Origin of the sequence: Pseudomonas sp. BNK-30 (assembly GCF_047456185.1) — a bacterium.
In the GTDB taxonomy this organism is placed as follows: Bacteria; Pseudomonadota; Gammaproteobacteria; order Pseudomonadales; family Pseudomonadaceae; genus Aquipseudomonas; species Aquipseudomonas putida_E.
Window position 1 is genome coordinate 646,174 of sequence record NZ_CP179904.1, and the last position, 25,410, is coordinate 671,583.

The window sequence follows — 25,410 nt, forward strand, 5'->3', positions numbered from 1 at the left end:
AAGGATCGTCAATGTTCAAAGTGCTTCGCGACTGGATAGAGCGCTACTTCTCCGATGAGGAAGCGGTGGTGCTGGCGGTCCTGCTGTTTCTGGCCTTTACCGCGGTCCTTACCTTGGGCGGCATGCTCGCGCCGGTGCTGGCGGGCATGGTGCTGGCTTTTCTGATGCAGGGGCTGGTCAATGCCCTGGAGCGCCTTCGGGTGCCGACGCGGCTGGCGGTGATGGTGGTGTTCGCCCTGTTCATGGGCGCGCTGGCGGTGTTCCTGCTGGTGCTGGTGCCGTTGCTGTGGCACCAGTTGATCACCTTGTTCAACGAGTTGCCGGGCATGCTCGGCAAATGGCAGTCGCTGCTGTTGCTGCTGCCCGAGCGCTACCCGCATCTGGTGTCTGATGAGCAGGTGCTGCATGCCATCGAGTCGGTGCGCGGCGAGATCGGCAAGTTCGGCCAATGGGCACTGACCTTCTCGCTGTCGAGCCTGCCGCTGCTGGTCAGTGCCATGATCTATCTGGTGCTGGTGCCGATTCTGGTGTTCTTCTTTCTCAAGGACCGTGAGCAGATCGGCCGCTGGGTCAGTGGCTACCTGCCGCGCCAGCGGACCTTGCTGAACCGGGTAGGCACTGAAATGAACCGGCAGATCGCCAACTACATCCGCGGCAAGGGCATCGAGATCCTGATCTGCGGTATTGCCACTTACATCGCGTTCATCAGCCTGGGGCTCAATTACGCCGCGCTGCTGGCGCTGCTGGTAGGCCTGTCGGTGGTGGTGCCGTATGTAGGGGCGGTGGTGGTGACTGTGCCGGTGACGCTGATCGCGCTGTTCCAATGGGGCTGGGGTGATCAGTTCATCTACCTGATGACGGTGTACGCCATCATTCAGGCGCTCGATGGCAACGTGCTGGTGCCGCTGCTGTTCTCAGAGGCGGTGAGCCTGCACCCGGTGGCGATCATCTGCGCGGTGTTGCTGTTTGGCGGGTTGTGGGGCTTTTGGGGGATCTTCTTCGCGATCCCGCTGGCGACGCTGATCAAGGCAGTGCTCGATGCCTGGCCGCGGCAGGAACCTGCTGTGGCGCCGATGTTGTGATGCATGGGGCCGCTTTGCGGCCCTTTCCCGGCACAAGGCCGCTCCTACAGACGAACGCAACCCCCTGTAGCGGGCTTGTGCCGCGAAAGGGCTGCGCAGCAGCCCCAGTCAATCTCAAGCCTTGTTCAGCGCCTGGGCCGCCGCGAGTACGGCATCCACATGGCCCGGCACCTTCACGCCACGCCATTCCTGGCGCAGCACACCGTCCTTGTCGATCAGGAAGGTGCTGCGGTCTACGCCCATGTACTCCTTGCCATACAGCTTCTTCAGCTTGATCACATCGAACAGCTGGCACAGGGCCTCGTCCTTGTCGCTGATCAGCTCGAACGGAAAGCCCTGCTTGGCCTTGAAGTTCTCATGCGACTTGATGCCGTCGCGCGACACACCGAACACCACGGTGTTGGCCGCTTCGAACGCTGCATGCTGGTCGCGGAAGCCCTGGCCTTCGGTGGTGCAGCCTGGGGTGCTGTCCTTGGGGTAGAAGTACACCACTACCTGACGGCCCTTGAGCTCGGCCAGGCTGACGGTCTGGCCGCCGGTGGCCTGGGCCTGGAAATCGGCGACGGGTTGGTCGAGTGCTACTGCCATGGATGCATTCCTTAAACGGGGTTCTGTGGGCGCCAAGGCTCGATCAGCGCGTCCAGGTTGAGGGCGTCGGCAAAGTCGAGGAACTGGTCGCGCAACCAGCTGATCTGGGTGCCGGCCGGCAGGATCACGGTGAACTGGGCGTTGAGCATGCTGCTGCCGGTCTGCGGTGCGAGGTAGGTGTCGCAGGTCATGGCTTCGAGCTCGACACGGTGGTCGAGGAAGAACTGGCACAGCTCGTTGATGATGTCCGGGCGGTAGGCCGCACTGACATAGGCCACATAAGGCAGGGCCTGCGGGCGCACCTCCTGGTCGGCGCTGCGTACCACGTCGAGGGTCAGGCCGTGCTTCTTGCCCAGGCCGGGGAGGGTGGACTCCAGGCGCGCCAGGGCGTCCCAGCTGCCACCGACCTGCAATACCAGGGCGCTGGTCTCGCCATGGCGGCTCAGGCGCGAGGTGACGACCGCGCAGCGGTTCTCGAAGGCAGCGCGGCTGAGGACGTTGGCCAGCTCCATGGGATTGGGGCCCAGGGCACTGATGACAAGGAATTGTTCGCGGACGGTGGGGGTGGACATGCAGCATTCCTAAAGCGATGAGCGGTCGGCACAGGACGGGCGAAAGCCTCCTGTCGGCAGGGCCCGGGGCTCGCATGCGAGGACGTGGACGCTGGCCGGGGAGCAAGGTCGACGGCCCGGCGGGCCGCGCTGCACCGATCAAAGGATCAAGGGTAGCGAAATAAGGCGCCGAGGGGAATGCTCCACCCGCCTGCTTCGCTTGTGCAAGGCCGATGCCCCCAGTACCATTACCGCTCTCTTTTTCCGGCAGGAGCAGTTACATGATTGCGGGCAGTATGGTGGCATTGGTCACACCCATGGATGCACAAGGGCGTCTTGATTGGGGCAGCCTCGGCAAACTTGTAGACTTCCACCTGGAAAACGGCACCCACGCGATCGTCGCCGTCGGCACCACCGGCGAGTCGGCCACCCTGAGCGTCGAAGAACACATCGAGGTCATCGAGTTCGTGGTCAAGCGGGTCGCTGGCCGCATTCCGGTCATCGCCGGCACCGGTGCCAACTCCACGTCCGAGGCCGTGCACCTGACCCAGAACGCCAAGGACGCCGGCGCCGACGCCTGCCTGCTGGTGGTGCCGTACTACAACAAGCCGACCCAGGAAGGCCTGTACCTGCACTTCAAGCACATCGCCGAAGCCGTCGACATCCCGCAGATCCTCTACAACGTACCCGGCCGCACCTCCTGCGACATGCAGGCCGAGACCGTGATCCGCCTGTCGACCGTGCCCAACATCATCGGCATCAAGGAAGCCACCGGCGACCTGGCCCGTGCCAAGGCCATCCTCGATGGCGTCAGCAAGGACTTCATCGTCATGTCCGGCGACGACCCGACTGCCGTCGAGCTGATCCTGCTGGGTGGCAAAGGCAACATTTCGGTCACCGCCAACGTCGCCCCGCGCGAAATGGCCGACCTGTGCGAGGCCGCCCTCGAGGGCAACGCCGAGAAGGCCCGCGCAATCAACGAAAAACTCATGCCGCTGCACAAAGACCTGTTCTGCGAAGCCAACCCGATTCCGGTGAAATACGCGCTCGTCGAAATGGGCCTGATGCAAAAAGGCATTCGCCTGCCACTGACCTGGCTGAGCGAAGGCTGTCACGAAAAAGTCCGTACTGCCTTGCGCCAGTCCGGCGTACTGGTTTAATCGAGGAAGTACACCGCATGAAGCGACTGGCTGGTCTTTCCGCGCTCGCCCTGATCATTTCCAGCACCAGTGGGTGTGGCTGGCTGTGGGGCGAGGATGGCTATTTCCGCGACCGCGGCAGCGATTACCTGCAGGCGCACCCGACTGCACCGATGCAGCTCCCGCAGGACACCAGCAACGTCAAGCGCCTTGACCCGCTGCTGCCGATCCCGCGCAACGTCGCCGACGATACCGCCAAGGGCGAGTTCGAAGTGCCGCGTCCGCAACCGCTGTCGGCTGGCGCCGACGTCAGCGATTTCAGCCTGCAGCGCAGCGGCAGCAGCCGTTGGGTGCTGGCCCAGCGTTCGCCGGCCGAAGTCTGGCCGGTAGCGCATCAGTTCTTCGAAGACAACGGCTTCCGTATTGCCGAAGAGCGCCCGCAGACGGGCGAGTTCACCACCACCTGGCAGCGTTTTGACGAGCTGTCGGCATCGCTCGGCCAGCGCCTGGCGAGCACCGCCAGCAATGGTGACAGCGAAGTGCGCGTGCGTGTGCGCATGGAGCCTGGCGTACAACGCAACACCTCCGAGGTGTATGTGGTCAGTGTCGAGCGCCCGGCTGGCAGCACCGCCGAGCCTGCGTTCCCGTCCGCGTCCAGCAACACGGCCGCCGATGCGCTGCTGGTCGACGAAATGCTCGCCAGCATGAACCGCAGCGCCGAGAAGGGCGGTTCGGTGTCCTTGCTGGCTGCGCGCGACTTCGATGCGCCGAGCCGCGTCAGCCTGAGCGAAGACGGCAGCGGTAACCCCGTGCTGTTCCTCGGCGCCGACCTGGACCGTGCCTGGTCCGGCGTGGGCCGTGCCCTGGAGCAGGGTGGCGAATGGCGTGTGGAAGACATCAACCGCAGCCTGGGCCTGTACTACATCAACCTGTCGGAAAAGCCCGACGACAAGCAGAACCAGCCTGGCTTCTTCAGCCGCATGTTTGGCAGCGAGCCAACCAAGGAAGAGCTTGAAGCCCGCGCCGAGCGTTACCAGGTGCGCCTGAGCAAGGTTGGCGAAAGCGTGCAGGTTACCGTCGAGAAGAACATCAACACCGTGGCCCCGGCCGATGTCGCTCGCCGCGTGCTGAGTGCCATTCAGGACCACCTGGGTTAAGTGCGCTTCGCGGTACTGGGAAGCGGCAGCCAGGGAAATGGCACGCTGATCGCCAGTGGTGACACGTTCATCCTGGTCGATTGCGGGTTTTCCCTGCGTGAAACCGAGCGGCGCCTGGCGCTGCTCGGGGTGCAGGCTGCACAACTGAGCGCCGTGCTGGTGACCCACGAACATGCCGACCATGTGCATGGGGTGGGATTGCTGTCGCGGCGCTACAATGTACCGGTCTACCTCAGCCAGGGCACATTGCGCGGCATGCGCAAGCCGGTGGAGGCGGCCGGTTTTCTTGCCTGTGGCGACAGCCTGAGTATCGGCTGCCTGCAAGTGAGTGCGGCGCGGGTCGAGCACGACGCCTACGAGCCGCTGCAGTACGTCATCAGCGACGGTCGCCGACGCTTTGGCATGCTCACTGACCTGGGTTCGTACGACGCGCTGTTGCTTGAGCGCTATCAGGGCCTGGATGCACTGCTGATCGAGGCCAATCATTGCCGCGACATGCTGGCCCGCGGGCACTACCCGTACTTCCTCAAGCAGCGGGTTGGCGGCATGCAAGGACATTTGAACAACCACCAGGCCGCGCGCCTGGTGGACGAGTTGGGGTGGAGCAACCTGCAGCACCTGGTGCTGGCCCACCTCAGCAGCAAGAACAACCTGCCACATCTGGCCCGCCAGTGCTTCGTCGACACCCTTGGGTGCGACCCGGACTGGCTCCAGGTGGCGAATCAGGAACACGGGCTCGACTGGCGCGAAATCGCCTAGCCCAACCACTCAAGCAAGCGGAGCCCAATCATGGAAAAACGCGAAGAACTCTACCGCGGCAAGGCCAAATCGGTTTACAAGACCGACGACGCCGACCGCTTGATCCTGCTGTTCCGCAACGACACCTCGGCGTTCGACGGCAAGCGCATCGAACAACTGGACCGCAAAGGCATGGTGAACAACAAGTTCAATGCCTTCATCATGCAGAAGCTCGAAGAAGCCGGCGTGCCGACCCAGTTCGACAAGCTGCTGGGCGACAACGAGTGCCTGGTCAAGAAGCTGGACATGATCCCGGTCGAGTGCGTAGTGCGTAACTATGCCGCCGGCAGCCTGGTCAAGCGCCTGGGCGTGGAGGAGGGCATCAAGCTCGAACCGTCCACCTTCGAACTGTTCCTGAAGAACGACGAGAAGGGCGACCCGTTCATCAACGAATCCCACGTTGTCGCTTTCGGCTGGGGCACCGCCGAGCAACTGGCAGAGATGAAGAAGCTGTCGCTGAAGGTCAACGAAGTGCTGAACAAGCTGTTCGATGACGCCGGCCTGCTGCTGGTCGACTTCAAGCTGGAGTTCGGTGTATTCCACGGCCAGATCGTCCTGGGTGACGAGTTCAGCCCGGACGGCTGCCGCCTGTGGGACAAAGAAACCCGCAAGAAGATGGACAAGGACCGCTTCCGCCAGGGCCTGGGCGATGTGATCGAAGCCTACGAAGAAGTTGCCAAGCGCCTGGGCGTGCCGCTGTAAGCGGCGCATTCACGCAAGCGCCTGATACCACGCGCTTTTTTGAAAATAAAGGTTTGCGTTTTCAGAATTCGCTGGTATGATGCGCGGCATTGGAGAGATGCCGGAGTGGTCGAACGGGACGGATTCGAAATCCGTTGTACTGGCAACAGTACCTAGGGTTCAAATCCCTATCTCTCCGCCATACATGTGGTAGATAAAGCCCCTGAAAACGATAAGTTTTCAGGGGCTTTTTCGTTGTGCCCGAGTTAAACCTCAAAGCATCGCCGGGCGCATGGCCGGGCCCTGTCGCCGCTAGCGACGGGGCCTGCCGGATCGGATCAGAGCGCCAGGCCGACCTTTGCGGCACTCCCGGATTTTTCGTAGCTCGGCCCTAGTGCACTGTCTGTGGCTCCGTGGGCGACTCCGCTTGCCTGTGTAACTGCATCAGCGCTGATTCCAGCAGCGCATGCGCAACTTCCATTTCATGGATGACCGCCCTCATCACGATCGAGTTGTGCGAGGTCGGTGTCAGTCGCACGGACTGGCGGGCTACGGACAAGGCGCAGATCACGTATTCCGAGGTCTGGACCAGGGTGTCCTGCAGCATGTACGAGGGATCGAGGGGGGAGGGTGGATCGGGGACTATCTTGCGCATACACATCTCCAGGATCAGTGGGGCTACCGCAAGCTTGCTGTCAAACAAGAGGGTGGCAGCTGTACATGGGTTGACAGACCGAGGATCCCGGAGCAACTCGGCGCACACGAATGTGCCCCATGTACAGCCGCCATAGGCTGTAAATGCGCGCGGGATAAGTTATCAGCCTGTCAAAGCCGGTCGCTGAGGTGTCAACGACGAACCGAGACTAGGCCGCAATCCGAGCGCTCGCAATGGGTTAGCAGCGCCGGCAATATAATTCGGAAATGGACTACAGGGAATGGGAAAAATCGGAGTTGAATGTGTAGGACCGTAGGCGTGCCGGGCGTGAATATTCTTCCGTGGTAGAAAAAGCCCCTGAAAACGATAAGTTTTCAGGGGCTTTTTCGTTGTGCCCGATTTAATCCCGATACCAAGGCCGGTGCATGCCGCCGCTAGCGGGAGGGCTGCCGGAACGGATCAGAGCCCTTCTTCAAAGGTACGGGAATCCCTTTTCTGGATGGTGGCTCATTGCTATATTGTGCGCCGCAATTTTCCTAAGGATAGAAGCCCGCATGAAACACCTGATTTTTATGTCAGTCATTGCTGCCAGCGCTGCTTTGAGTGGCTGCGTTGTTCAGAGCTCGTACAGCAAGACTATTGCAGTCACCAAGGACGCTGACGGCAAAGTGCTTCAGACAGTTGAGTCCGAAACTGTCGTACAGCCCGGTCAGGGTTACCCGATGCGTCTTCAGCTGATCAAAGGGGTACAGCCAAACTGACTAGCGCATTGAACATGCCCGCTTCGAGCGGGCTTTTTTTTTTCAGTGCGCCCGGCAGGGCGCGCTCACTCAGGGGTGAAAGTCCCCCGCACACCCGGCAAGGGGAAGTGCTAGCTAGAGGCAAGGGTTTCGCGGGCGACTGCGAGTCTGAAGGAAGCCCGAGGCAAATCGCTGGCCTGACGAACAGGAAGCGGATACGAGGCGGCATGGCGGGGTAAGCAGTCCGAAATCTGCGAAGCCCAATACTTGCACAGAACGCCATGACGTAGATCCGACAGGCATAAGCGTGAAAGTGGGTGCGCAATACCCGGGGAGATCTGCACGGTTGCCCGTCAGGGCTACCGGCACCGCGAGGTGCTGGAATGACTGTGCAGAAGTCAGCAGAGGGCATAGTAGGTCGCGAGACTGAAGATCGTGTCCCAGGAAGTGGTGTAACTCATCATGGCTCTTGCCATTGAGTTCGCCGTTTAGTTGATCACAGCTGACAGCTTGGCTTGTGGATTATCGCTGACCGCTTCGAAGGCCTCCAACTGCATGTAACGTCTTTGCAGGCACCACTCGTCGTTCTGCTCCAGCAGCATCGCGCCTACCAGCCGTGTGATGGCCGGATCGTTGGGGAAAATCCCCACGACATCGGTGCGGCGTTTGATTTCAGCGTTGAGCCGTTCAAGCGGGTTGGTGCTGTGTAACTGCTGCCGGTGTGCCTTGGGAAACGCCATGTGAGCCAGCACTTCATTCTCACAGCCGTCCATGAGCGTCGCGATCTTCGGGTACTTTTCGCGCAGTTGATCGGCGACCAACCGCCATTGCTGATGGCATTCGGCACGGCTGTCCTGGGCGAAGACCGTGCGCAGCAGCGCCGCTACCATGGTGCGCTGACCTTTGCCGACGTGGGCCATGGCATTGCGCATGAAATGCACACGGCAGCGCTGCCAGGTCGCGTTGAATACCTTGGAAACAGCCGCCTTGAGCCCTTCGTGGGCGTCGGAGATGACAAGCTTCACGCCCCGCAAGCCACGTCGCATGAGGCTGCGCAGGAAGTCTGTCCAGAACGGCTCAGCCTCTGACGGCCCAACCCGCATGCCCAGGACTTCGCGGCCACCGTCGGTGTTCACGGCCACGGCGATTATTACGGCGACCGAGACGATGCGCCCGGCCTCCCGCACCTTGACGTAGGTGGCATCGATCCAGAGATAGGGCCAGTCGCCTTCAAGCGGGCGATCAAGGAAAGCGTGAACGCGCTCATCGATCTCACCAGCTAGCCGTGAAACCTGGCTTTTGGAGATACCGGTCATGCCCATGGCCTTGACCAGCTCGTCCACCGAACGCGTTGAAACGCCTTGGATGTAGGCTTCCTGGATCACCGCCGCCATGGCCTTCTCGGCGGTACGTCGGGGTTCGAGGAAGCCAGGAAAGTAGCTGCCTTGGCGCAGCTTCGGGATCTTCAGGTCAACGTCGCCGGCGCGGGTTTGCCAAAGGCGATCACGGTAGCCATTACGGCTACTTGTCCGGTCTGGGCTTTTGACATCGAAGCCCGCGCCGCACAGGCCTTCGACATCGAACTCCATCATGCGCTGGGCAACGAACTGGATCATTTGCTTGAGCAGATCAGCGTCTGCCCCTTTCTCAACCAACTCGGTCAATGCGATAGTGGGCTTGGTCATCGTGGTTTCTCTGGTGAGTGTTTGGTCTTCGCAAACTCAACGTTAGCCAAGAACCACGATGACCATCCTCTTTCGCCCGCAGGGCGCCTTCGGCTGGTTCAGTTACACCACTTCCCGGGACACGATCCCCTCACCCTACTCGATCTTGGAGAACCCTGGCCCAATCCTTGCTGCGGTACGTGGATCGTCTATCAGATTTATCTGTGCTTGGCCGGGCCCCTTGCAGGTTTGTCCGCGAAGAGGTCCGCCCAAGCATCGTCTCGCCTGGCCCTAGTGCATTGTCTGTGGCTCTGTGGGCGAATCCGCTTGCCTGTGCAGCTGCATCAGCGCCGATTCCAGCAGCGCATGCGCAACTTCCATTTCATGGATGACCGCCCTCATCACGATCGAGTTGTGCGAGGTCGGTGTCAGTCGCACGGACTGGCGGGCTACGGACAAGGCGCAGATCACGTATTCCGAGGTCTGGACCAGGGTGTCCTGCAGCATGTACGAGGGATCGAGGGGGGACGGTGGATCGGGGACTATCTTGCGCATGAATGCTCCTTGAGTCAGGTGGAGCTACCTTTAAACGCTGTCAAACGAATGGAGGCAGCTATACACGGGTTGACAGACCGGTGACCCAAGGAACCCGGCGCACACGAAGGTGCCCCATGTACAGCTGCCATGAAGCGCTGCAAAGGACCCTTGAATCGGTCAGCCTGTCAAAGCCGGTCGCTGAGGTGTCAACGACGAACCGAGACTAGGCCGCAATCCGAGCACTCGCAATGGGTTGGCAGCGCCGGCAATATAATTCGGAAATGGACTACAGGGAATGGGAAAAATCGGAGTTAAATCTGTAGGACCTTAGACGCACCAGGCGTGAATATTCTTCCCAGGCACGGATGCAATAAAGCCCCTGAAAGCGATGAGCTGTCAGAGGCCTTATCGTTATGCGTTTCCCCTCCCGATGGGGCGTGCTCAAGCCCACAAGCGTTGTGCGATAAGCGCCTCCAGTTTGCTCTGGTCCGCGGCAAACCCTCGAATCCCTTCGGCCAGCTGCGCGGTTGCCATTGCGTCCTCGTTCATCTGCCAGCGAAAATCGGCCTCGCTCAGTGGCGGTGGCGGCGCCTGATGGTCGGCGGGGGCGGCGAGCGCGGCCTGCAGGCTGCCCTCGGTCACTGCCAGCTCTTCCAGCAGTGCGGGGCTGATCGTCAGCCGATCGCAACCTGCCAAAGCAACGATTTCACCGACGTTGCGAAAGCTAGCCCCCATCACCGAAGTCGCGTAACCGTGGCGTCGCATGAAGCGGTAACTGGCCGCCACCAATTGAACCCCAGGCTCCGACGCCGGCGCGTACTCCTTGTCCGGATAAGCGCGGCGATGCCAGTCCAGCACCCGGCCAACAAAAGGCGAGATCAGGAATGCGCCGGCTTCGGCGCAGGCGAGTGCCTGGGCGAGGTTGAAGATCAACGTCAAGTTGCACTGGATGCCCTCACGCTCCAGTTCGCTGGCCGCGCGAATCCCCTCCCAGGTGGCGGCGAGCTTGATGAGGAAGCGCTCACGTGGAACGCCCGCCGCCTCGTACAGTGCGACCAGGCGCCTGGCCTTGGCCAGGCTTGCCTGTTTATCGAAGGACAGCCGCGCATCGACCTCGCTCGATACCCTGCCGGGCACGTGCTGCAACAGGTCGCAGCCCAAAGCAACGATCAGTTGGTCGGACAGTTGATCGATTGCCTGCGCATGCGGCAGGCCGGCAGCTTTCGCCAGGGCGCAGAGGTCATCGAGCAATGTGTCGTAGTGGCCCGACACCACGGCCTTGAGCACCAGGGAGGGGTTGGTGGTTGCATCATGAGGGGCGAAGCGGCGAACGGCCTGAAGGTCGCCGGTGTCGGCGACCACTGTGCTGTACTGCTCCAACTGGCTGAGCAAAGTTGGCATGCTGGAACCCTTTGGTGGTTGATGTCAGACGGCCATGGGCTGTGCGGGGTGCGATGGCTCGGGCAGGGGCGTGGCCTGGTCTGCCAGCCCATGCATGATGGGTTTCAGGGCGTGGTAGGCCGCGCAGTAATGAACGAACATCTGGTCATACAGGGCTTTGTTCGCGGGGTTGGGGTCGGCCCGTCGACGCAGGGTGCGCCAGTTGCGGATAGCTTCGACGTCCTCGATGGCGCCGATTGCCAGTGCCGCGAGCATGGCGCCACCCAGCGGCGCTTCGACCTGCTGCTCGATGGTGAACACGGCGTGGCCGGTGATATCGGCGATGATCTGCATCCACAGGTTCGACGCCGTGCCACCCCCTACCACGATCAAGTGCGGATCGAGCTGCAGCCCTGCCTGGTTGCCCATTTGCATGTTGTGACGCAAGGCAAACGCCAGCCCCTCCAGTACTGCGCGGTACAGATGAGCCTTGTGGTGGAACAGCGACAGCCCTATATAGGCCCCCGATGCCTTGGCATCCCAGATGGGGCTGCGCTCGCCCATCAGGTAGGGCAGGAACAACAGGCCGTCTGCACCGGCGGGCGTTTTGGCAGCGTCCTGCTCCATCAGTTGGTGCACCTCGGCGCCGGGTGACAGGGCAGCGGCCTGCTTTTCCTGTGCACAGAACTGCTCACGGAACCAGCTGATTGCGGCACCGGCGGTAATGGCGCCGCCGAAACTGTAGGTGTTGGCGCCAGCATCGTAGACGTAAGGCATGTTGATCAGCCCTTTGCAGGCAGCGCTGTGCTGCTTGATGAAGCCCCAGCACATGCTGGTGCCCAGCATCGCGACATGGTTGCCTGGCGCAATGACCCCTGCGGCCAGTGTGGCCATCGCTGCATCGACTCCGCCTGCAACTACCTTGGTGCCTGGCTGGAGCCCTAGCCGCTGCGCCGCAGCCGGTAGCAGGCTGCCAATGACCTGCCCGGGCGCAACCAGGCGTTGCGGCATCAGGTGGGCGTCGATGCCCAGGGCATCGAGCATCAGAGGCGACCAGCCACGCGTTGCGAGGTCGTAGATGCCGCCGATATTGCCCGCTGAACTGTGGTCTACGGCCAGCTCGCCGGTCAGGTGGTACTGCACAAAGCTGTTGGGCGGCAGCAGGTAGCGTGCCTTGGCCCAGACCTCTGGCTGGTTGCGCTTGATCCACAGCATCTTGGTATAGCCGTAGTAGCTGTCGACACCGTTGCCCGTTATGCGCTGCAACTGTTCCACATCCACATTTTCGCGCACCCATTCGGCCTCGGCGATGGCTCGGCGGTCCATCCAGATGAGGCAGGGGTGAAGGGGGTTGATGTCGGCGTCCACCGGGATGCCCGAGCCCCCGTAGAGGCTGCTGATGCAGATGGCTTTGATCTGGGCGGCTGGTACTTGGCTGCGGCGGATGCTGGTCGCGACCGTTTCGTAGACAGCGTCCAGCCACACCTGCGGCCATTGCTGCGCCCACAACGGTCGAGGTTGCTCGACCTGGTAGCTGACGCAGGCCTGGGCCAGCATTCCACCCTCGGTTGACATCAAGAGAGCCTTGGTACTTTGCGTGCCGATGTCGACACCAATCACGTAGTCCATTGTTGTCCCTTTTATTATTGGCGTGGTGGTTTATGTAGACGTGAACATTTTTTTGGCGATTTTATCCGACGGCAGTTTCAAGTCGCGGCTGATCAATCCATGGTTGCAAATGTTAACGTCAACATTTCGGGACGCTAGCACAACACGATTGTCACCACAATACGCATGCACGGTTGTGGCCTGGCGTACAATCGCTGAAAATCACGGCGCCCGCAGCCAGCCACCATCGAGCGTTCATGACCAGACCAGGCAAAGCCACCATCACCGACATCGCCAAACGCGTGAACATGACTACCGTCACGGTGTCGCGGGCGCTCAACCAGCCAGAGAAGGTCAAGAAACAGACGCTGGAGCTCATCCTCAAGGTGGCCAAAGAGCTCAACTACGTGCCCAATGCCTTTGCCCGCAACCTCAAGAATCGCGAGAGCCGGCTGCTGGGCCTGGTCACGGCAAGCCTGGAAAACCCGTTCTACGGCGAGATCATCAAGGCGATAACGCGCGAGGCGAAGAAACGCGACTACACCTTGATGCTGTTCGATACCGATGGCTCGCCAGAGCTGGAGGCGCGGGCGATCGATACGCTGCTCAGCTATCAGGTCGCAGGGGTGATCCTCTCGGTGATCAGCGACGACGACCAATACCAGCCGAGCTATCTGGCCAAGCTGGAGATGGCCGCCATCCCGGTCGTCCAGATCGACCGCCAGCTCACAGGTGCGCCGTTTGCCGGCGTCTACCTGGACAACGAGCAGAGCGGCTATCAGGGCGCGCGCGCCTTGTTGGCACAGGGGCGGCGCCGGCTGCTGGTCGTGGCGGGGCCGCAACGCTCGAAGATTTCCCTGGCGCGGCTGGCAGGCATTCGACGCGCATTGGAGCAGTGGCCAGAGCCTACCGTGCTGGAGGTCGTGCATGGGGACTACACCCAGGCGCCGGCACGTGATGTGGTGCGTAGTTACCTGCAAAGTGGCAAGTGGCCCGATGTCATCTTTGGCCTCAATGCGCTCATGACCTTGGGTGCGCTGCAGGCCATGCGCGAGGTTGGCTTGAGCCGCAATGACATAGCGCTGTTCAGCATTGACCAGGTGCACTATGCCGAGATCTATGGCCAACCCATCCCTTGCATCAGCCATAGCAGCGTCGAGTTGGGTGTTGGCGCGATCAACCTGTTGCTTGGCCAGATCGACGATCCTTCGCAACCCCTGCGCGATCAAGTCATTGAAGGGCAGCTACTGCTCTGACCTGCCAACCATTGGCGGGTACGTACATATCTGGTTAAAAATGTAGACGTTGACATTCAATGCTGAGCTGGCGTCAGATTGGGACCGCACACGAGTTAAGCGATATGTAAACGTCTACATAAAAATAATCAAAGTGCCCTTTGTTCGTCAGGGGGCCAGGGAGGTGGCGAATGGCAACGCAACTCGAAGGTAAAGTGGCAGCGGTCACAGGCGCTGCGTCGGGAATAGGCCTGGCATCGGCCGAGGCGATGGTGGCAGCCGGTGCCAGGGTGGTCATGATCGACCGGGATGAAGCCGCCTTGGCCAGCGCGTGTGAACGCCTGGGGGAGGCGGCCATGCCGTTGGTGATCGACCTGCTGGTGCCTGAGCGCTGTGCAACGCTGCTGCCGGGTGTGCTGGCGAAGGCCGGCCAGCTCGACATTCTGTATGCCAACGCCGGGTGCTACGTGGGCGGTGATCTGGTTGATGCGGATGTGGCGGCGATCGACCGCATGCTGAACCTCAACGTCAATGCCGTGATCAAGAATGTGCATGATGTGTTGCCGCACATGATCGAGAGGGGGACGGGCGACATTCTGGTCACAGGCTCGGTGGCCGGGCATTTTCCGGTTCCCTGGGAGCCGGTGTACTCGGCCTCCAAGTGGGCGGTCAACTGCTTCGTGCAGACGGTGCGCCGCCAGGTCAAGGCTCATGGTATCCGTGTCGGCGCCGTGTCGCCTGGCCCGGTCAGCAGTGCACTGCTGGCCGATTGGCCGGAAGAAAACCTGAAAAAGGCCAAGGCTAGCGGTAGCCTGATCGAACCATCCGACATAGCCGATGCGGTCATGTACATGCTCACGCGCCCGCGTAACGTGACGATTCGGGACATGATCGTGCTGCCTTCGGCATTTGATATGTAACGGATGCACTCAACATCAACCGCTGCAGGCGTGATCTTGTCGAGGCAGCCTGCAGCGTAAGTTGGTCTGCGGTGGTGTCTTATTTCAAAGCGCTACCGAAACCCGCTGCTGGATTGGATGGCGGCCTATCTTCGAATGCGACTTGGATCCAATACTCCGGTTCTGTATCATCCGGCCGCCATCAGAATGATGGCCGATGATTATTTAAAGGACTGAAGTAATGAAAAAGCTGTTCAAGGCCACCGTAGCCGTTGCTGTCGTTTCGGGCGTTGCCCTGCTGTCCGGTTGCACTGGCCAAGTTTACAACCAGCAGAAAAACTGCTCGTACGACTACCTGTTCCACCCATCGGTTTCCATCTCCAAGGTCATCGGTGGCTGCGGCCCGATCGATAAACTGCCTCAGCCGCAGTAAGCTTGGCGATACCCTGATCGCGTCACCTGTGACCTGATCCAAAGCCCCCAGTCATGCATATGGCTGGGGGCTTTTGTTTGTCTGGCGTGACAACCTGCCGCTGGGACAACCTGCCGCCTTGCTTGTACGCCCGCAATTTGTTTGTGCTGGCATTTCAGATACAATCAGCGAAACGATTCAGCCCTGTCGGTCAATACGACAAAAGCCTGGGTCGTTTTCTGGTTCTTTAAGCCGCTGAACAATGATCACAAAAAGCCTGCGCACAAGAACACGAAGCACCTGGGCCAGCCACAGGCCCGTCCTCCGTTCTACAGACTGGAATTGATCAATGTTCAAGAAAGCTGGCAAGACCTTGCTGGGTCTGGCTGTCGCTGCGAGCTTCATGCAAGCGCACGCCGCAGAAACCAAGAAAGTCGATGTGCTGCTGGTCGGCGGCGGCATCATGAGCTCCACCCTGGCCGTGTGGCTGCACGAGCTGGAGCCAAGCTGGTCGATGGAGATGGTCGAGCGCCTGGATGGCGTCGCCGAAGAAAGCTCCAACGGCTGGAACAACGCCGGCACCGGCCACTCCGCGCTGGCTGAGCTGAACTACACCCCGGAAGATAAAGACGGCAACGTCAACATCACCAAGGCCATCGAAATCAACGAAGCCTTCCAGATCTCCCGCCAGTTCTGGTCGTGGCAGGTCCGTCAGGGCGTGCTGAAGAACCCGCATTCGTTCATCAACACCACCCCGCACATGAGCTTCGTGTGGGGCGATGACAACATCAAGTTCCTCAAGAAGCGTTATGACGCGCTGCAGGCAAGCCCGCTGTTCCGCTCGATGCAGTACTCCGAGGACCACGCGCAGATCGCCAAGTGGGTCCCGCTGATGATGGAAGGCCGCGACCCGAACCAGAAGCTGGCGGTGACCTGGACGCCACTGGGCACTGACGTGAACTTCGGCGAGATCACCCGCCAGTTCGTCGGCCACCTGAAGACCCAGGACAACTTCACCCTGAAGCTGTCCAGCGAAGTCCAGGACATCACCCGCAACGAGGACGGCTCCTGGCACGTCGAGTACAAGAACCTGAAGGACGGTACCGAGTCGGCCACCGACGCCAAGTTCCTGTTCATCGGTGCCGGCGGCGGCGCGTTGAAGCTGCTGCAGAAGTCGGGCATTCCTGAAGCCAAGGAATACGCAGGCTTCCCGGTCGGCGGTTCGTTCCTGGTGACAGAGAACCCGACCATCGCCATGCAGCACATGGCCAAGGCCTATGGCATCGCCTCGACCGGCGCGCCACCCATGTCGGTACCGCACCTGGACACCCGTGTGCTGGACGGCAAGCGCGTGATCCTGTTCGGGCCATTCGCCACCTTCTCGACCAAGTTCCTGAAGAACGGTTCGTACCTGGACCTGCTCAGCAGCACCACCATGCACAACGTGTGGCCAATGACCAAGGTCGGCATCGAGCAGTACCCGCTGGTCGAGTACCTCGCTGGCCAGCTGATGCTGTCGGACGACGACCGCTTCGAAGCGCTGCGCACCTACTTCCCGAACGCCAAGAAGGAAGACTGGAAGCTGTGGCAGGCCGGTCAGCGCGTGCAGATCATCAAGCGTGACGCAGACAAGGGCGGCGTGCTGAAGCTGGGTACCGAAGTGGTGGCCTCGCAAGACCGCACCATCGCCGGCCTGCTGGGCGCATCGCCAGGCGCCTCGACCGCCGCGCCGATCATGCTGAACGTGCTGGAAACCGTGTTCAAGGACAAGGTCGCCACCCCGCAATGGCAAGCCAAGATCAAAGAGATCGTGCCGAGCTACGGCACCAAGCTCAACGATTCGGCAGCGGCCACGCAGAAAGAGTGGAACTACACCGCTGAAGTCCTGCAGCTGGAGAAGCCGCCGGTCATCGACCAGAGCGTCGGTACCAGCACGGGTGCTAGCCAGCCGGTTGAAAGCAAGCCAGAGAACGACATGGCGCTGTAAGCGTCAGCGTTGTGATCGAAAGCCACGGGGGTGACCTCGTGGTTTTTTTTTGCCTGTTCCGGCCCCACCGCCAACCCTGGCTCACCGCTGACGCAAAATGCACTCCAGCAAACCGGGGAAGCGTGCATCGAGCATTTCGCTGCGCAGTGAGTTCATATGGGTAGTGCCCACATTGCGCGTTTGCACCAGCCCCGCATCGCGCAACACGCGAAAATGATGGGACATGCTGGACTTCGGCCGGCCGCCGTCCAGCTCGCCACAGCTGGCTTCCGCCACGCCCGCCAGGTGGCGCACGATTTCCATGCGTACAGGGTCGCTCAGCGCATACAGCAGGCGCTCGAGGATCAGGTCTTCAGGGGTGGGATGTTTGTAGGCTCGCATGGGCGTCATGATAACGGGGGTTTCATTAATTGCCATAGTTCGATTATGATCGAACTATCGTATTCAGATGAACCCGGAGTTCTCCATGTCCGCACTGTTCGAACCCTATACCCTCAAAGACGTCACCTTGCGCAACCGCATCGCCATTCCGCCGATGTGCCAGTACATGGCCGAGGACGGCATGATCAACGATTGGCACCAGGTGCATTACGCCGGCCTGGCCCGTGGTGGCGCCGGCCTGCTGGTGGTCGAAGCCACTGCGGTGGCGCCGCAAGGGCGTATCACCCCCGGTTGCGCCGGTATCTGGAGCGACGCCCATGCCCAGGCCTTTGTGCCGGTGGTGCAGGCGATCAAGGCTGCAGGCTCGGTGCCGGGCATCCAGATCGCCCACGCGGGGCGCAAGGCCAGTGCCAACCGCCCGTGGGAAGGTGACGACCATATCGCCGCGGATGACGCGCGAGGCTGGGACACCATCGCCCCGTCGGCCATCGCCTTCGGCGCCCACTTGCCGAAAGTGCCGCGTGAAATGACCCTGGACGACATTGCCCGGGTCAAGCAGGACTTCGTCGATGCCGCACGTCGAGCGCGTGATGCGGGCTTTGAATGGATCGAACTGCACTTCGCTCACGGCTACCTGGGGCAGAGCTTCTTCTCCGAGCACTCCAACCAGCGCACCGATGCCTACGGTGGCAGCTTCGAGAACCGCAGCCGCTTCCTGCTGGAAACCCTGGCAGCCGTGCGCGAGGTGTGGCCGGAAAACCTGCCGCTGACCGCCCGCTTTGGCGTGCTGGAATACGATGGCCGTGATGAGCAGACGCTGGAAGAGTCCATCGAGTTGGCCCGCCTGTTCAAGGCGGGTGGCCTGGACCTGCTCAGTGTCAGCGTCGGCTTCACCATCCCGGACACCAACATTCCATGGGGCCCTGCCTTCATGGGGCCGATCGCTGAGCGTGTGCGTCGTGAGGCAGGTTTGCCAGTGACTTCAGCGTGGGGCTTCGGTACCCCGCAGTTGGCGGAAGGGGCGTTGAAGGCCAATCAGCTCGACCTGGTGTCGGTGGGGCGTGCGCACCTGGCCGACCCGCACTGGGCGTATTTTGCGGCCAAGGAACTGGGCGTCGATAAAGCCTCGTGGACTTTGCCTGCGCCTTACGCGCACTGGCTTGAGCGTTATCGCTGATTCCTGGAGGGGCCGCACAGCGGCCCCGGCTCAAAACCGATCCAACCGGTAACCCTTCAACTCGGCACGAAGCTCCCGTTCAGCCAACCCCGCCACCCATTCCGCTGTCACCGCCGCCTGGGTCAACCCCAGGTGCTGATGCCCAAACGCTAGCAGCACGCGCCCATCACACACCCGGTCGATCACCGGCAGCGAGTCCGGCAGCGAAGGCCGCAAGCCCATCCACGGCGTCGCCCCTTCGGCATTCAGTTCACGCTGGAACAAACCCTTGCTCAACCGGTGCAACTGCCACGCCCGCTGCATGCTTGGCGGTGCATCGAGACCGGCGAACTCCACCGTGCCAGCCAGGCGCAAGCCCTCGGCCATCGGCGTCATGATGAACTTGCGCTCCAGCGATGTGACGGCGAATGGCAAGCGCTGCTGCTCGCCAGGCAGCATCAGGTGATAGCCACGCTCGGTGTCCAGAGGGACTCGTTTGCCGGTCAGAGCCGTGGTCAGTTGCGCTGAGTGCGCGCCGCAACTGATTAGCACCTGGCGCGCATGGAACGTACCTTGGCCGGTGTTGAGCTGCACGCCATTGCCATTCAGTTGTCCGCCATCGACCTGCGCCTGGACGAAGCGCACGCCACAGGCCTTGGCTGCTTCGAACAACTCGATGACCACGCGGTAAGGGTCGATGAAATGCCCGGTACGGGGGAAAAACAAGCCGCCCAAGATCGACGAGGTCAACTCTGGCGCAGCGGCGCGCACCGTGTCGGCCGACCAGAATTCAGCCGGCACCGCCTGCTGTTGCATGCGTGCCTGCAACGCCTCCAGTGCCGGGCGCGACTCGGCGCGCTCGAACACCAGCAACGAGCCGTCCTCCTTGAACAGCTCGCTGCGCCCGATGGAGCCGAGCAAACGCTGCCAGGCGCCCAGGCTGCCTTCGTTCAGTGCACGGATGCCGGCCACGCTGCGCTGGAACGGCTCCGGGCGCAGGTTGAGCAGCAGCCGGGTGAACCAGGGCAACGCCTTGGGCAGGTACTTCCAGTCCAGCCGCAGGGGCCCCATCGGGTCCAGCAGCATGCGCGGCAGGCGCTTGAGGATCGACAGGTCGGCAATCGGGAACACCTGCTCGGTAGCCAGGTGTCCGGCATTGCCGTAGGAGGCGCCGTGGCCCGGCGGTTGGCGGTCGATCAGCAGCACGCGACGGCCCTGGCGGGCCAGTTGCAGGGCGCAGGCGACACCGACAATGCCGGCGCCGACCACAGCGATATCGGTCTGGGAGGGGGCGTGGGCCATGATTCAGTGTTCCCGCTTGCCGTCGAGCAAGCGCCGCACCTGCAGCGGGTTTGCGTGCTTCAGCGCCTGCGGCAGCAAGGCATCGGGGAAGTCCTGATAGCACACCGGCCGCAGAAAACGCAGGATCGCAGCAGTGCCCACCGAGGTGCTGCGCGCATCGGACGTTGCCGGGAACGGCCCGCCGTGGACCATCGCATCGCATACCTCAACCCCGGTCGGCCAGCCATTGACCAGCAGGCGCCCGGCCTTGCGTTCGAGGGTCGGCAGCAGGCTGCGGGCGCTGTCGAGGTCGGCATCGTCCAGGTGCAGGGTCGCGGTCAGTTGGCCCTCCAGGTGCTCGGCCACCTGGCGCACTTGTTCATCGCTGTCGCAGGCCACCACCAACGAAGCGGCGCCAAACACCTCGGCCTGCAAGCCCGGGTCGGCGAGAAACGCGCTGGCCTGGGTGACGAACAGCTGAGCCTGGCACTGGTTCGGGCCTTGCGGGGGTTGGCCGCAGGCCGCGACCTTGGCATTGCTGTTTTCGGTCATGGCGCCCACACCCGCTGCGTAGGCATTGAAAATGCCCGGGGTCAGCATGGTCTGCGCCGCTGCATGGCGTACTTGCTCGCTGGCGGCGGCGATAAAACGCTGCAGTGCCGGGCCTTGGCGGGCGACTATCAGGCCGGGGTTGGTGCAGAACTGCCCGGCGCCCTGGGTCAACGAGGCAACGAAACCTTGGGCCAGTACCTCACCACGCGCCTGCAAGGCTGCGTCGAACAGGAACACCGGGTTGATCGAGCTCATCTCGGCATACACCGGGATCGGTTCCGGGCGCGCCTGAGCCGCGTGGCACAGGGCCAAACCGCCGCTGCGCGAACCGGTGAAGCCAACGGCCTTGATCCGCGGGTCGCTGACCAGGGCGATGCCCACTTCACGCCCAGCACCATACAACAGCGAGAAGACGCCCTCTGGCAGGCCACACAGTTGGACGGCGCGAGCGACGGCCTGGCCGACCAGCTCACTGGTGCCCGGGTGCGCGCCGTGTGCCTTGACCACCACCGGGCAGCCGGCGGCCAGGGCCGAGGCGGTGTCGCCACCGGCCACCGAGAAGGCCAGGGGGAAGTTGCTGGCGCCAAACACCGCTACCGGCCCCAAGGCCACCTGGCGCTGGCGCAGGTCGGCGCGCGGCAGGGGCTGGCGCTGTGGTTGGGCGGCATCGACGCGCACATCCAGCCATTCACCACTGCGCACCACGCGGGCGAAGGTGCGCAGTTGGCCACAGGTACGGCCCCGTTCGCCCAGGATACGTGCCTTGGGCAGGCCACTTTCGGCCACGGCACGGCCGATCAAGGCATCGCCCAGCGCTTCTATCTGCTGGGCGATGGTTTCGAGAAAGATTGCGCGTTGCTCCAGTGAGGTTTCGCGGTAGGCGTCGAACGCAGCCCAGGCCAGTTCGCAGGCGTGGGCCACGTGTTCCCCGGTACCGCCGGCATAGGCGGGTTCCAGGGGCTGGTTGGTAGCCGGGTCGATGGCGCGGATCGCTTCGCGGCTGCCGGGTACGGGGCGTTGGCCGATCAGCAGTTTGCCTGTCAGGGGCATGGAGCCTCCTTCATAGTCGGGTTCTGGGTCGGGGCTGCCAAGCAGCCCCAGGGTTCAGGCCAGGTTCTGCTCGGCCGACCAGCTGGAGTACCACGTGCGGAACAGCGCGTACTGCTGTTCGGCGTAGTTGCGCTGGGCGTCGGTGAGCGCATCGGTTTCGTTGAAGTGCAGGCTGTATTCGCGGTCGCCGTTGAGCACCATCAGGTGTTTGTAATACAGCACCAGGTCGCAGCCCTCATCGAACGACGACAGCACCGCCAATGCCGACTCCAGCTCGCGTGCCAGGCGGCGGGCCCTGGCGTCACCCTTGGCCGCTTGCTTGCTCAGGCTCACCAGTTGCAGCACTTCACGCGGCAGGGCATTGCCGATGCCGGTAATGGCGCCGGTGGCGTTGCAGTTGACGAAACCATGGACTACCTGGGTATCCACGCCGACCATCAGGGTCACATCGTCGTCTTTGGAGGTGATGTGCTCGGCGGCGTAGCGCAGGTCGGCACCACCACCGAACTCCTTGAAACCGATCAGGTTCGGGTAGTCGCGGCGCAGTTCGAAGAACAGGTCGGCACGGGTGGCAAAGCCGTAGTAGGGGCTGTTGTAGATCACTGCAGGCAGCTTCGGCGCCGCTTGCAGGATCGCGGCGAAGTGGTGCTTTTGGGCGATCAGGGAGGCGCCACGCGACAGCACGCGGGGGATGACCATCAGGCCGGCGGCGCCGACCTTGGCGGCATGGGCTGCATGGGCCACGGCTTCACGGGTGTTCACCGCGCCGGTGCCGACGATGGTCGGGATGCCGGCGGCAACCAGGCGCGCCACGCCCTCCTGGCGCTCGGCTTCGGTCAGCAGCGGCCAGTCGCCCATCGAGCCGCAGTAGACCACGGCGCTCATGCCGGCCTCGATCAGCTCGCGCCCTTTGCGCACAAGGGCGTCGAAGTCTGGTTTGCGCTCGGCGGTGCAGGGTGTCATCAGGGCAGGCATGCAGCCGGTGAAAATATTGTCGCTCATGGGTATCACTCCTTGCAGTATTCAGTCTGGGTTGCGAAGAAAATGGCCTGGGCAGTCAGATGCCCCAGGCGAAAGGGTCTTGTTCGTCGATCAGCAGGGTACTGTCGGCGGTCATGTAGGCGCGGCCGGTGATGAACGGCCGAATACGCTCACCTTCGCGCTCGTAGCGGCCGTGGAACTGGCTGCCGGTAATGCTGGCCTGGACCCAGGTCTGGCCTTCGGCGAGCTTGCCGTCGGCGGCCAGGCAGGCCAGCTTGGCGCTGGTGCCGGTGCCGCAGGGCGAGCGGTCATAGGCCTTGCCGGGGCACATGACGAAGTTGCGGCTGTCGGCATCAGGGTCGGCGGCAAACAGCTCGATATGGTCGATGGGGGCGCCGTGCTCGCCGGTGATGCCTTGGGCCTCCAGGGCCTTGAGCATCGCCCAGGTGAACGCGGTGAGAGCTTCGCGGTTGTCCAGCTCGATGCGCTGGCCGTGCTCTGAAACCAGGAAGAACCAGTTGCCGCCCCAGGCGATGTCGCCGTGCACCACGCCATGGCCTGGCACGTCCACCGATACCTGCCGGCGGTAGCGATAGGACGGCACGTTGCCGACGGTGACCGCGCCGTCCTCGTGCAGGGTGGCGCTGACCTGGCCGACCGGCGTGTCGATTTTGTGCACGCCCGGCTGGATCAGCCCCAGGTGCCGTAGCGAGGCGACCAGCCCGATGGTGCCGTGGCCACACATGTTCAGGTACCCGGCATTGTTGAAAAAGATCACCCCACAAGTGGCGTCTTCCGACACCGGGGCGCAGTACAGCGCACCGACCAGCACATCGTTGCCGCGTGGCTCCAGCAGGCAGGCGCGGCGCCAGTGGTCGTGCAGCTCGCGCAACTCATCGCGCTGCTCGGCCATGCTGCGGCCATTGAGTTGCGGGAAGCCATTCATTACCAGGCGGGTCGGTTCGCCGCCGGTGTGCGAGTCGATGACGTGAACGTGTTTCATGGGCATGTCCATTCTCTAGTGAGCCTGCTTTTGTGCTGGTTGTGCCGGCGACAGGGCCAGTAGCCTTCAGGAGGCCAGTGCAGCCGGGCGAGTGGCGGCCTGGGCCTCGTGGCTTGTTTCGCTTTCGTCTTCGCCTTCCAGGCGCACCAGGTGGGCTGGCACGCCGGTGGCAGCACCCCAGTAGTAGATGCCCAGCGCGCAGGCCGCGACGACCACGGTATCGAACGGGTGGCCGATCACGCCCAGGCCGCCGAAACTGCCCAGCCAGGAAAGCAGGATGGTCACCGCGTAAAAGCCGATCAGCCAGGCGCTGGAGCGCACCTGCTGGGCCAGCGACAGGTGCTGGGTCGGCACGAAGCGGCCGCACAGCAGGTACAGCACGAACATCACGATCTGCAGGGCCAGTAGCCACGACACGGTGTTCCAGCCGGACCAGTAGACGATCAGCGCGGCGATGATGAACGACAGCGGGCCCAGCACGCCCATGCCCTTGACCCGGAACGGGCGTGGCATATCTGGCGCATTGCGGCGCAGGGCAGCGACGGTGACCGGCGCTACGGCATAGCTCAGCACCAGGGCTGCAGACACCACGTTGATCAGCGCTTCCCAGGACGGAAAGGGCAGGGTCCAGAACACTGACAGGCCGAAGGTCAGCCACAGCGCCGGGCGTGGGATGCCCGATTGCTCGTCGATGCGGGTGAAATACTTGAAGAAGGTGCCGGTCTGGGCCCAGCCATAGATCACCCGCGGGGTGGCGTTCATGTAGATGTTGCCGCAGCCGCTGGGGGAGATCACCGCATCGGCCACCACCAGGTAGGCCAGCCAGCCTACGCCCAGGGCCAAGGCGATGTCACGGTAGGGCAGGGCCAGTTCCTTGGTCACCGAAGCCCAGCCGTTGGTCAGCATTTCGGTTGGCACGCTGCCAAGGAAGGCCAGTTGCAGCAGGGCATAGATCGCGGTGGACAGCAGCACGGAGAGGATCAGCGCGATGGGTATGGTGCGCTGTGGGTTCTTGACCTCGCTTGCCACCGAGATAATTGGTGTCAGGCCCAGGTAAGCGAAGATGATGCCGCCAGCCGAGACGGCCATTTCCACACCGGACATGCCGAAGGGGGCGAAGCCCTGGACCTCGAAGTTCTCTGGCTTGAAGAAGGTGAACAGCACACCGATCACCAGCAGCGGCACGATGAACTTGAACACGCTGACCAGGTTGTTGGCCTTGGCGAAGGTCTTGACGCTGCGGTAGTTGAGCAGGAAGAACAGCCCCAGCAGCGCAAACTGCACCAACCAGCCGAGCACGGTGGGGTCGCTGGAGCCGGCCTTGGTCAGGCCGGGGAACCAGGCTGCGGCGTACTGGCGTGATGCGACCACTTCGATGGCGATCAGGCTGGAGAAGGCGATCAGGGTGATGAAACCCATCAGGTAGCCGAGCAGTGGGCCGTGCGAGTACACCGGGTAGCGCACCACACCCCCGGCGCGTGGCAGCGCGGCGCCGAGCTCGCAGTAAACGATGCCCAGTAGCAGTACGGCGAAGCCGCCGAGAAACCAGGAGAGGATGCCGGCCGGCCCGGCAATGGCCGAGACGTGGCTGGCGGCGAACAGCCAGCCGGAGCCGAAGATGGCGCCGAGGCCGATGAAGGTGAGGTCCAGCAATGACAGCTGTTTCTTGAATTTGCCTGACATGGGGTCGCCTTTTTGTAGGTTTTGGATAGGCAGGTCTGATGTCACCAGGTGCGGCTTTTGGGGCCGCGCTCTTGTAGGTCTTGGGCGGCTTGCGTGGGAACTAGAGTGGACCGAACGGGGCCACGGTTCTTGATGGTTTTCTGCAGGGCAGATGACGAAATCGGCACAATTGCAGAAAAGACTGGCGCGCCGGTCGCCAGGCTGGATAGG

The 25,410-nt window shown here is 62.4% G+C and carries 24 protein-coding genes and 1 tRNA gene; 12 read left to right on the top strand and 13 right to left on the bottom strand.

Annotated features, from left to right (window positions below):
- Positions 1 to 11 precede the first annotated feature (11 nt).
- Entirely contained in the window at positions 12 to 1,082 is a 1,071-nt protein-coding gene (locus tag ACMGGN_RS03030) for an AI-2E family transporter (RefSeq protein ID WP_046787985.1), read from the top strand.
- 114 nt (positions 1,083 to 1,196) lie between these two features.
- Here ACMGGN_RS03030 and ACMGGN_RS03035 read toward each other — a convergent pair whose 3' ends face one another.
- Together ACMGGN_RS03035 and ACMGGN_RS03040 are read right to left on the bottom strand one after the other, a co-directional pair.
- Positions 1,197 to 1,670, bottom strand: a complete 474-nt coding sequence (locus ACMGGN_RS03035; RefSeq protein ID WP_039605383.1) for a peroxiredoxin — start codon at positions 1,668 to 1,670, stop codon at positions 1,197 to 1,199.
- An 11-nt stretch (positions 1,671 to 1,681) separates the two neighbouring features.
- Positions 1,682 to 2,242: a glycine cleavage system protein R gene (locus ACMGGN_RS03040; protein ID WP_008097509.1), complete on the bottom strand. Its 561-nt coding sequence runs from the start codon at positions 2,240 to 2,242 to the stop codon at positions 1,682 to 1,684.
- A gap of 260 nt (positions 2,243 to 2,502) precedes the next feature.
- Here ACMGGN_RS03040 and dapA point away from each other — a divergent pair, with 260 nt between their 5' ends.
- From dapA to ACMGGN_RS03065, 5 genes are all read left to right on the top strand, one after another.
- Complete coding sequence (dapA, locus tag ACMGGN_RS03045; protein WP_012315797.1) at positions 2,503 to 3,381, top strand: 4-hydroxy-tetrahydrodipicolinate synthase; 879 nt, start codon at positions 2,503 to 2,505, stop codon at positions 3,379 to 3,381.
- A gap of 17 nt (positions 3,382 to 3,398) precedes the next feature.
- A complete protein-coding gene (gene bamC / locus ACMGGN_RS03050) occupies positions 3,399 to 4,517 on the top strand; it encodes an outer membrane protein assembly factor BamC (RefSeq protein ID WP_237860638.1) in 1,119 nt (372 codons plus the stop codon).
- The gene (locus tag ACMGGN_RS03055) at positions 4,518 to 5,276 is read left to right on the top strand and encodes an MBL fold metallo-hydrolase (RefSeq protein ID WP_161872647.1); all 759 of its coding nucleotides are present in this window, start codon (positions 4,518 to 4,520) and stop codon (positions 5,274 to 5,276) included.
- A 30-nt stretch (positions 5,277 to 5,306) separates the two neighbouring features.
- Positions 5,307 to 6,017, top strand: a complete 711-nt coding sequence (gene purC / locus ACMGGN_RS03060) for a phosphoribosylaminoimidazolesuccinocarboxamide synthase (RefSeq protein ID WP_012315794.1) — start codon at positions 5,307 to 5,309, stop codon at positions 6,015 to 6,017.
- 91 nt (positions 6,018 to 6,108) lie between these two features.
- Positions 6,109 to 6,198 (top strand) — tRNA-Ser (locus tag ACMGGN_RS03065).
- A gap of 189 nt (positions 6,199 to 6,387) precedes the next feature.
- On the opposite strand, the gene ACMGGN_RS03070 is transcribed toward ACMGGN_RS03065, so the two are convergent.
- Positions 6,388 to 6,651, bottom strand: a complete 264-nt coding sequence (locus tag ACMGGN_RS03070) for a hypothetical protein (protein ID WP_323614609.1) — start codon at positions 6,649 to 6,651, stop codon at positions 6,388 to 6,390.
- Positions 6,652 to 7,205: 554 nt separating this feature from the next.
- On the opposite strand from ACMGGN_RS03070, the gene ACMGGN_RS03075 reads away from it, so the two are divergent.
- Positions 7,206 to 7,412: a hypothetical protein gene (locus ACMGGN_RS03075; protein ID WP_119687634.1), complete on the top strand. Its 207-nt coding sequence runs from the start codon at positions 7,206 to 7,208 to the stop codon at positions 7,410 to 7,412.
- A gap of 467 nt (positions 7,413 to 7,879) precedes the next feature.
- Here the strand turns inward: ACMGGN_RS03075 and ACMGGN_RS03080 are convergent, their stop codons facing one another.
- From ACMGGN_RS03080 to ACMGGN_RS03095, 4 genes are all read right to left on the bottom strand, one after another.
- Complete coding sequence (locus ACMGGN_RS03080; RefSeq protein WP_119687633.1) at positions 7,880 to 9,076, bottom strand: IS256 family transposase; 1,197 nt, start codon at positions 9,074 to 9,076, stop codon at positions 7,880 to 7,882.
- 270 nt (positions 9,077 to 9,346) lie between these two features.
- Positions 9,347 to 9,610, bottom strand: coding sequence for a hypothetical protein (locus tag ACMGGN_RS03085; protein WP_119687632.1), 264 nt, complete (start codon positions 9,608 to 9,610; stop codon positions 9,347 to 9,349).
- A 423-nt stretch (positions 9,611 to 10,033) separates the two neighbouring features.
- The gene (tal, locus tag ACMGGN_RS03090; protein WP_414156454.1) at positions 10,034 to 10,993 is read right to left on the bottom strand and encodes a transaldolase; all 960 of its coding nucleotides are present in this window, start codon (positions 10,991 to 10,993) and stop codon (positions 10,034 to 10,036) included.
- 24 nt (positions 10,994 to 11,017) lie between these two features.
- Positions 11,018 to 12,601, bottom strand: a complete 1,584-nt coding sequence (locus tag ACMGGN_RS03095; protein WP_251961755.1) for an FGGY-family carbohydrate kinase — start codon at positions 12,599 to 12,601, stop codon at positions 11,018 to 11,020.
- A gap of 236 nt (positions 12,602 to 12,837) precedes the next feature.
- Here ACMGGN_RS03095 and ACMGGN_RS03100 point away from each other — a divergent pair, with 236 nt between their 5' ends.
- From ACMGGN_RS03100 to mqo, 4 genes are all read left to right on the top strand, one after another.
- Complete coding sequence (locus ACMGGN_RS03100) at positions 12,838 to 13,836, top strand: LacI family DNA-binding transcriptional regulator (protein WP_046787999.1); 999 nt, start codon at positions 12,838 to 12,840, stop codon at positions 13,834 to 13,836.
- Positions 13,837 to 14,006: 170 nt separating this feature from the next.
- Entirely contained in the window at positions 14,007 to 14,735 is a 729-nt protein-coding gene (locus ACMGGN_RS03105; protein ID WP_046788000.1) for an SDR family oxidoreductase, read from the top strand.
- Between the two features lie 220 nt (positions 14,736 to 14,955).
- The gene (locus ACMGGN_RS03110; RefSeq protein WP_008097338.1) at positions 14,956 to 15,147 is read left to right on the top strand and encodes a DUF4223 family protein; all 192 of its coding nucleotides are present in this window, start codon (positions 14,956 to 14,958) and stop codon (positions 15,145 to 15,147) included.
- A gap of 328 nt (positions 15,148 to 15,475) precedes the next feature.
- Positions 15,476 to 17,113 (top strand): malate dehydrogenase (quinone), encoded by a 1,638-nt coding sequence (gene mqo / locus ACMGGN_RS03115; protein ID WP_046788001.1) that lies wholly within the window; start codon positions 15,476 to 15,478, stop codon positions 17,111 to 17,113.
- Positions 17,114 to 17,194: 81 nt separating this feature from the next.
- Here the strand turns inward: mqo and ACMGGN_RS03120 are convergent, their stop codons facing one another.
- A complete protein-coding gene (locus ACMGGN_RS03120) occupies positions 17,195 to 17,530 on the bottom strand; it encodes an ArsR/SmtB family transcription factor (protein ID WP_012315737.1) in 336 nt (111 codons plus the stop codon).
- 49 nt (positions 17,531 to 17,579) lie between these two features.
- Here ACMGGN_RS03120 and xenA point away from each other — a divergent pair, with 49 nt between their 5' ends.
- On the top strand, positions 17,580 to 18,671 hold the full coding sequence (xenA, locus tag ACMGGN_RS03125; protein ID WP_046788002.1) for a xenobiotic reductase XenA: 1,092 nt from the start codon (positions 17,580 to 17,582) through the stop codon (positions 18,669 to 18,671).
- A 30-nt stretch (positions 18,672 to 18,701) separates the two neighbouring features.
- On the opposite strand, the gene ACMGGN_RS03130 is transcribed toward xenA, so the two are convergent.
- From ACMGGN_RS03130 to ACMGGN_RS03150, 5 genes are all read right to left on the bottom strand, one after another.
- Positions 18,702 to 19,952, bottom strand: a complete 1,251-nt coding sequence (locus ACMGGN_RS03130) for an NAD(P)/FAD-dependent oxidoreductase (protein ID WP_115274076.1) — start codon at positions 19,950 to 19,952, stop codon at positions 18,702 to 18,704.
- A gap of 3 nt (positions 19,953 to 19,955) precedes the next feature.
- Positions 19,956 to 21,533 (bottom strand): aldehyde dehydrogenase (NADP(+)), encoded by a 1,578-nt coding sequence (locus ACMGGN_RS03135; RefSeq protein WP_174142323.1) that lies wholly within the window; start codon positions 21,531 to 21,533, stop codon positions 19,956 to 19,958.
- 54 nt (positions 21,534 to 21,587) lie between these two features.
- Positions 21,588 to 22,535 (bottom strand): dihydrodipicolinate synthase family protein, encoded by a 948-nt coding sequence (locus ACMGGN_RS03140; protein WP_174142322.1) that lies wholly within the window; start codon positions 22,533 to 22,535, stop codon positions 21,588 to 21,590.
- Between the two features lie 55 nt (positions 22,536 to 22,590).
- Positions 22,591 to 23,517, bottom strand: coding sequence for a 4-hydroxyproline epimerase (locus ACMGGN_RS03145; RefSeq protein ID WP_237860625.1), 927 nt, complete (start codon positions 23,515 to 23,517; stop codon positions 22,591 to 22,593).
- A gap of 66 nt (positions 23,518 to 23,583) precedes the next feature.
- Positions 23,584 to 25,200, bottom strand: coding sequence for an APC family permease (locus tag ACMGGN_RS03150; protein ID WP_125925095.1), 1,617 nt, complete (start codon positions 25,198 to 25,200; stop codon positions 23,584 to 23,586).
- Positions 25,201 to 25,410 lie beyond the last annotated feature (210 nt).

Coding starts and splice junctions, on each gene's coding strand:
- ACMGGN_RS03085 (WP_119687632.1), bottom strand. CDS start 9,610: ATGCGCAAGATAGTCCCCGATCCACCGTCCCCCCTCGATCCCTCGTAC.
- tal (WP_414156454.1), bottom strand. CDS start 10,993: ATGCCAACTTTGCTCAGCCAGTTGGAGCAGTACAGCACAGTGGTCGCC.
- ACMGGN_RS03140 (WP_174142322.1), bottom strand. CDS start 22,535: ATGAGCGACAATATTTTCACCGGCTGCATGCCTGCCCTGATGACACCC.
- ACMGGN_RS03120 (WP_012315737.1), bottom strand. CDS start 17,530: ATGGCAATTAATGAAACCCCCGTTATCATGACGCCCATGCGAGCCTAC.
- ACMGGN_RS03035 (WP_039605383.1), bottom strand. CDS start 1,670: ATGGCAGTAGCACTCGACCAACCCGTCGCCGATTTCCAGGCCCAGGCC.
- purC (WP_012315794.1), top strand. CDS start 5,307: ATGGAAAAACGCGAAGAACTCTACCGCGGCAAGGCCAAATCGGTTTAC.
- ACMGGN_RS03030 (WP_046787985.1), top strand. CDS start 12: ATGTTCAAAGTGCTTCGCGACTGGATAGAGCGCTACTTCTCCGATGAG.
- ACMGGN_RS03100 (WP_046787999.1), top strand. CDS start 12,838: ATGACCAGACCAGGCAAAGCCACCATCACCGACATCGCCAAACGCGTG.
- bamC (WP_237860638.1), top strand. CDS start 3,399: ATGAAGCGACTGGCTGGTCTTTCCGCGCTCGCCCTGATCATTTCCAGC.
- ACMGGN_RS03075 (WP_119687634.1), top strand. CDS start 7,206: ATGAAACACCTGATTTTTATGTCAGTCATTGCTGCCAGCGCTGCTTTG.
- ACMGGN_RS03070 (WP_323614609.1), bottom strand. CDS start 6,651: ATGCGCAAGATAGTCCCCGATCCACCCTCCCCCCTCGATCCCTCGTAC.
- ACMGGN_RS03150 (WP_125925095.1), bottom strand. CDS start 25,200: ATGTCAGGCAAATTCAAGAAACAGCTGTCATTGCTGGACCTCACCTTC.
- dapA (WP_012315797.1), top strand. CDS start 2,503: ATGATTGCGGGCAGTATGGTGGCATTGGTCACACCCATGGATGCACAA.
- ACMGGN_RS03135 (WP_174142323.1), bottom strand. CDS start 21,533: ATGCCCCTGACAGGCAAACTGCTGATCGGCCAACGCCCCGTACCCGGC.
- ACMGGN_RS03145 (WP_237860625.1), bottom strand. CDS start 23,517: ATGAAACACGTTCACGTCATCGACTCGCACACCGGCGGCGAACCGACC.
- ACMGGN_RS03130 (WP_115274076.1), bottom strand. CDS start 19,952: ATGGCCCACGCCCCCTCCCAGACCGATATCGCTGTGGTCGGCGCCGGC.
- xenA (WP_046788002.1), top strand. CDS start 17,580: ATGTCCGCACTGTTCGAACCCTATACCCTCAAAGACGTCACCTTGCGC.
- ACMGGN_RS03095 (WP_251961755.1), bottom strand. CDS start 12,601: ATGGACTACGTGATTGGTGTCGACATCGGCACGCAAAGTACCAAGGCT.
- mqo (WP_046788001.1), top strand. CDS start 15,476: ATGTTCAAGAAAGCTGGCAAGACCTTGCTGGGTCTGGCTGTCGCTGCG.
- ACMGGN_RS03080 (WP_119687633.1), bottom strand. CDS start 9,076: ATGACCAAGCCCACTATCGCATTGACCGAGTTGGTTGAGAAAGGGGCA.
- ACMGGN_RS03110 (WP_008097338.1), top strand. CDS start 14,956: ATGAAAAAGCTGTTCAAGGCCACCGTAGCCGTTGCTGTCGTTTCGGGC.
- ACMGGN_RS03040 (WP_008097509.1), bottom strand. CDS start 2,242: ATGTCCACCCCCACCGTCCGCGAACAATTCCTTGTCATCAGTGCCCTG.
- ACMGGN_RS03105 (WP_046788000.1), top strand. CDS start 14,007: ATGGCAACGCAACTCGAAGGTAAAGTGGCAGCGGTCACAGGCGCTGCG.